The organism is Photobacterium sp. Ph5 (assembly GCF_022129445.1).
GTDB lineage: Bacteria > Pseudomonadota > Gammaproteobacteria > Enterobacterales > Vibrionaceae > Photobacterium.
Genome location: NZ_JADQAQ010000054.1, coordinates 17,672 through 24,006 on the forward strand (window position 1 = coordinate 17,672; position 6,335 = coordinate 24,006).

The 6,335-nt window shown below is 38.9% G+C and carries 4 protein-coding genes; 1 reads left to right on the plus strand and 3 read right to left on the minus strand.

Annotated elements, in window-relative coordinates; translation table 11 throughout:
• Nucleotides 1-179: 179 nt before the first annotated feature.
• Nucleotides 180-746 (minus strand): hypothetical protein, encoded by a 567-nt coding sequence (locus tag I3259_RS16965; RefSeq protein WP_238030907.1) that lies wholly within the window; start codon nucleotides 744-746, stop codon nucleotides 180-182.
• 54 nt (nucleotides 747-800) lie between these two features.
• Entirely contained in the window at nucleotides 801-965 is a 165-nt protein-coding gene (locus I3259_RS16970; protein ID WP_238030908.1) for a hypothetical protein, read from the minus strand.
• Between the two features lie 406 nt (nucleotides 966-1,371).
• Between I3259_RS16970 and I3259_RS16975 the strand changes: the two genes are divergently transcribed.
• The gene (locus I3259_RS16975) at nucleotides 1,372-5,439 is read left to right on the plus strand and encodes a GEVED domain-containing protein (RefSeq protein ID WP_238030909.1); all 4,068 of its coding nucleotides are present in this window, start codon (nucleotides 1,372-1,374) and stop codon (nucleotides 5,437-5,439) included.
• A gap of 95 nt (nucleotides 5,440-5,534) precedes the next feature.
• Here I3259_RS16975 and I3259_RS16980 read toward each other — a convergent pair whose 3' ends face one another.
• Nucleotides 5,535-6,182, minus strand: coding sequence for a PAS domain-containing protein (locus tag I3259_RS16980; protein ID WP_238030910.1), 648 nt, complete (start codon nucleotides 6,180-6,182; stop codon nucleotides 5,535-5,537).
• Between the last annotated feature and the right edge of the window lie 153 nt (nucleotides 6,183-6,335).

Sequence of the window (6,335 nt, forward strand, 5' to 3'; positions counted from 1 at the left end):
CTTGTCGTTAATGATGCGGTTGATAATCGAAACCGCGAGAAAAAATAACCACTATTCGTTCTATCTGCCGTTGCAACAATAAGATTTAAGGTACAAGAAAAGTCATTACCGCCAGTATTTGTACATTCAGCATTTGAACTTCCCGCGGCGGGTACCGTAATCGTAATACCTTCATCTGCTTAAAATGCATTATCTTGATCCCAATCAATCCAACCGGCAAGTTGGCTACTGCTTCCCGTTCCATTCGTTACCATCGCCGTTAAACTGATCGCCCCAGTAACAGGATCAATCATGTTTTGTGGAAATCCACTAATCCCATCATCAAAGGTATCTCTATCTGCTAACGCACTGCTAAAATTGGCAGACTCATAACTGACATTAGCCCCTAAGCGCAAATTATTGGCAATCAGATCTCTGTTATGACGTGCTATTCCATAGCTACTCGGCACGTCCGTTGCTTCAAAACCACACTGTAAAATCGAATTGATACGAATACCGCCATCATCCCCAGCAGAGATACCAGAAAAGCCACCAGAACGTTGAAATGGGGTTTCTGTACCCGCTATTTGCACACTGTATACAGTGGTTACTGAACTGGGTAACAACAGTTGTGCGTTATGTGTATATTGATTAAACGCGTTAACATTGACATTCCCTCCACCACTGGTAAATGTCGCCCTATTGAGTGCCGATAATGTCGCTGTATTTTGACTATTACTGGGGGGTGTTAATCGTGCATACGTCACGCCATTAATGGTTAAGGTGATATTAATTGCTTCTGTGGCATCATTACGATTCGTCTACTGATTACCGTTGTTCCATCCCCACGTCGAATTAACAATAATTCGACCTACCGTTCCCGTGCTGCCTGTTAATCCACTTGGGTTTACGGTTAAATTACGCGCCCCCCAACCTGTTGTACCGGGTTGATCATCCCCATCAAAATAATATTCGACGTTAGACACACTGATCCCAGAACTACATTGTTGTGCATGTAGAACAGTAGAAAATAAAAATATCGTTATGATAATAAATAACTTACAACATATTGATACAATATTCTTTTTCATAAAACAAACTTATAAAATTGAAAGTATATTGATGAGATAAAAAATTACATTCAAATAAAAATATAAGTTAAAAAAAGTCAAACCATCTATTAAATAAAAGAAAAAACATATAATAAACAAAATGTCGTTTATACTTTATAATAATAAATTAATTTAAAACAAAAGGTATTTTTTTATTAAATTTGAAAATTAAAATCATAAGTTAAAATGTTTATTAAAAAAAAGAATATCTCACAAAAATATAATGATATTTTTATAACTATGAGGACTGACTTAATATAGATTCAATAAGGTATTATCTATGCCAAAGATAATGTTAACCAAAATAAAACTAACAACTATTGTTTTTTTAGGCTACCTATTTTTGTATATAGTCCCTCCAGTTTATGCAGCTGAAGGTGTGGGACTTGTATACCAAAGTACACTACTTGATATTGGTGGAAATGGTGGTGGTGAATTTGGTGAACGCATGTGCCCATCAGGACAATTAATGACAGGTTTTGATTTTTATAATCAAAACACTGGTGGTAATTTAGATGGTACTGCGCTAAGAGGACAATGTTCACAAGTATCCGTTGTCGGTAATGTCGCCACCCTTACTGCCGCAGGAACGACACCTTGGGGAGGACCAACAACAGGCACATTATATTCTGGCGATTGCCCAGCCAATCAAGCGGTTGTCGGGGTACAAGCTAGTACAACCACACATCCAGTCATGGGCTGGTTTAAGCTCTATTGTGCTCCTGTTATATTTAATTCAGGTACCAATCGATTAGAAATAGGGCCGGCGCCTGCTACACCATCAACTGGTATCATCGGTCCAAACCGTAATTACCCTGGCACTTTTTATAATCGTGTGGTCGCCCCTTCAGGTCAAGCTGTTGCAGGCTTTAATGGCCGTTCGGGAGCAGCATTAGATAAAGTCCGATTTCGCGCTTATTCGTTTGTGCAAGCCAGTATGACCCTTAATGCTGTAGTTGAAAATGGCTCGGCTTTAGCCTCTGATTTTGATCTTATCGCTACCGATTCAGCGGCAATCGCGGTTACTTTTTCTTCTGGCGAAACCAAACCAATGACGCCAAGTTCATATACTTTCACATGGACTGGTTCTAGTGATTATGAATTAGTCTCCTTTTCTTGTGCCAATCCTTTAAGTGTCACTAATGGCAATAGTTATAACTGTACTTATACATTTCGATTAATTGCGATTGATTATGGTGATGCGCCAGATAGCGCTGCGGGTACAGGAAATAATAATTACAATACGACTAAATCCGATAATGGCGCGCGCCATCACGAGTATAACTTTGATAATGATAGCCAAGTGGATATTACGTTAGGTACGGTCTGGGATACTGATGATGGAACATTACACAATATATCCGCTACCAAAGACGACACCACTGATGCCCCTAATGATGAAGATGGTGTGAGTTACAACACCGATATGCGTCCTGGCAGTAATCAAAATATCACCATCACGGCAACGCTAGATCCTGGCTCAAACCTCAGTAATGTTAACCTGTATGCGTGGATAGATTGGAACCAAAATGGTCGCTGGGATGATCCTGGTGAACTTATCATTAACGTACCTGCGGTAACCACCAATACCGCAGTGAGCCATCCGATCACGGTTCCAACGACCGCAACGTTAGGCTATACCTACATGCGAGTCCGTGTTTGCTCAAATACCGATTGTAATGCACCTCTCGGAGAGGTAATGGATGGCGAAGTCGAAGATTACCGTATCTTTATTTCTGATCTTAATCTAAATAATACCTGTGACAAACTTTATGTTACCGAGTCAAATGATGATGGCAACAATTTCACTTATTCATCGGTAGAGCCAGATCAACCGTTTACTTTTATGTTTGATCCGATAAAAACGAATGTTAATTATCGTTTAATGAATGGATTAGCCTTTGATCGTATGACAGGGAAAATGTATTCCACTTATGTTGATGGTAGCCATATTGCACTGGTTGTAACCGATACCAGCGGTACAAGTTTCATTCCGCTGGGTTACATTTATGCAGATGGTAATTACAGTATTGATTCTACTGATGGTGGTGGTCCAGTGGTACTCAATGAAGGCGACCGTTTACCTGAAAATATCGGCGGAGAATTTACTGCTAATATGGGGACTATTTCACGTGACGGCAGCACTTATTATATTGCTATGAATCGCTGGGACAGTCTGATCAGTATTGATTTAGCAGCCATGACTTACAGCGTGAAGAAACTTCCTCTAGAGATTATTGGTACCAACCCTAATGGTATTCGTATTGGCTCTGACTGGGCAGTATCGGAACATGATGGCTTAATTTACAGTGTCGATTTAACCGGTAATGGTTTCATTGACGCCAGTTCGATAGAGGGGGCGAAAACCGAACCAACATCACCAGTATTATACGGTTATAATCCGACGACGGATAGCATCATCACTATTCCGCTAAACTTTAATGGTGCCAAAGCGCCAAATATTTGGACTGGGGCGGTGGCGACCGATGATTTGAATCATTTCTATGCCTTTACGATTGGTGGTGATCACGATACTAATGGTAATGGCGATTACGATTTATTCAATAAAGTAGGGATGTACCGTATTAATACACTCAATGGAGACGCCTCATTTGTGATCCCAAGTGATTACACTCGAGTGGATTTTCATGATGCCGCAGGGTGTATCTCTAGTATAGATAAAGGTGATGCACCTAGCAGTTATGGTAAAGTCGGGCACCGTAATGAGGATGTAGATGGTTCTGGTACCCCAGACTTAATATTGGGGACGGTATGGGATCCGGATCTGTATTATTTTTACAGTGATGATGCGACAGGTGATAATACCACGGGCGAAGATGATGAAGATGGTGTTGCGATACCAGTCCCTGCCGATATTATTGTTGCCACCTCAACAACACTTCCCATTACTGTCACAGGGAACAGTGGCTTTCTTAACATTTTCGTTGATTTAAATGGTGACGGTGATTTTAACGATACTGGTGAATTAGTATTAGATGATTATAGTGTTGTTAATGGAATAAATAATGTGCCTATAACGCTTAATGCGGCTTATACCGAGGGATATAATGGTGATAGTTTTATTCGCTTCCGATTATGTGATGCTGCCGATAACTGTGATAGCCCAATAGGCACCGTTGCTAACGGGGAAGTTGAAGATTATATGTTCAATCTTATCAATCAAATCATATTGAATGGTACGGTGTTTGAAGATAATGGCAAAGGCGTTGCGATAGCGCATGATGGTACACAAGAAGGAGAAGAACGCGGGCTAGCAAATTTTATTGTTAAAGCAATTTATGACGATAGTGCCATTACCGGCTATGTGCCAAATCAACTGATCCAACAAACAATCACATCGGGGGATGGTAGCTACTCTTTTACTATCCCTGTTGAACTCGCCAATAAACAAATCAAATTGCAGGTAATATCTCAAGCTGCTTGGGTCAATATTTCTGAAGTCGATATTACAGATGCGTCTTTAAATTTAGTCGGTAAAGTTGTTAATAGTTCAATTACGGATAGTATACTTCTCGTCACACCAACGGCAGGGGATATTTTAAATCATCTTGATTTTGGTAAAGTAACTGTACCTACATTAGAACCAGATAATTATACCGAAGGTGAGCTCGGCGTTCCGGTGTTTTTTAGTCATAAATTTCAGGTTAATACCAGTGGTAATGTCAGTTTTGACGTCACGGATATTGCCGACGTACCATCAGGCTACCCATGGAGCCATATGATTTATTCTGATCCAAACTGTGATGAGGAGTTAGCGGCCTCTGATAGCTTAATTATTAACCCTACATCTGTCAGTGCTAATACCACGACAGAAGTGTGTGTCATTATAAAAATCATGGTACCTAATAATGTGCCTTTACATACAATGTATCGCTATCAACTAAATGCCACTATGGATTTTGCTAGCAGTACACTTAGTCAAACAATCAGCAACACCGATACTCTCATTGTTAGTTTTAAAGGCGCGGGAGAATTAGAAATCACCAAAACGGTAAAAAACATCACTCAAAATGACACCGAAAAACGCCGTAATGAGGCTCAACCTGGAGATATATTAGAATATAAAATCTTTTTTATTAATAATGGGTTAGGGAATATTAACTCTATTACATTATTTGATGTTGTTCCTGAATATACTAAATTAGATGCTCCCATTCTTTGTTCTTTCCCTGAAGTTAATAGACCTACGAGTTTAACTGGCTGCAACGTTACCACTCTTAATGGTGACAACATAGTAGGATATGAAGGTGGCGTTCAGTGGATGTTGAGTGGTAATTTAATACCAGCAGAAAGTGGCTACGTAACATATAGAGTTAAAATTAAATAATTACTAACAAATAATTTAAACTAAATACCAATTCCATTTAATAAATAATAAATGGAATTGGTAGATCTACGCTCTAATATTGGAGTCTAAATATTTTAATGCGATCGGATTTCACGCAAATAGCGATAAATAGTATGGATAGAAATATCTAACCCTTTCGCTGCAATTTGCGCACTGTCTTTTAAATCAAAAATACCTAACTCATGTAAACGAGTGACAATTTCACGGCTTTTTTTCGATGGTGGGATACTGCTATCACTCACCACTTGCTCTCGCACATTCTCAATTGAACTGTGCATCATTTCATCATTATTTCTTGCGAACGTTTCAGATGTTACCCCAAACTCAAAATGTGAATGGATATTAGGTAATAAACTTTGCATCATCGACTGAAACGGTGCATCTAAATTAGAATTTACGCATAACATACCAATTGCTTTATTTTGTTTATTTCGAATAATGGTTGTTAACGAACGCAATGTTTTACCATCAGGACTTTTGGTAATATAAGCATCAGAAACATCTTTACCTTCATTCAGCTTCACTAACGCAATATTCGTGATTGGCGCACCGACTTCACGCCCTGTAATATGACCATTCGCAATTTTAATAATTGATGGATTATTTGCATCCAAACAATGTAGTAGCACTTCTGTATGCTCTCCCCACATTGCAGCAATACCATCAACAATATTCTCCATTGCATGAAGGATATCGTAATCGCTTTCGGTTAATTCATGCACGCTTCATCCCCTATTTGAACATAACGTTCCCAATAATGTTATTACCACTATTGTATCAATAATAATGCATTCAGAGTATCTACGTTTGTCTTTATAAATAAACCTGATTACCACTATTTAACAGCTACTGTTAAATTATCTCCTATACTTCAA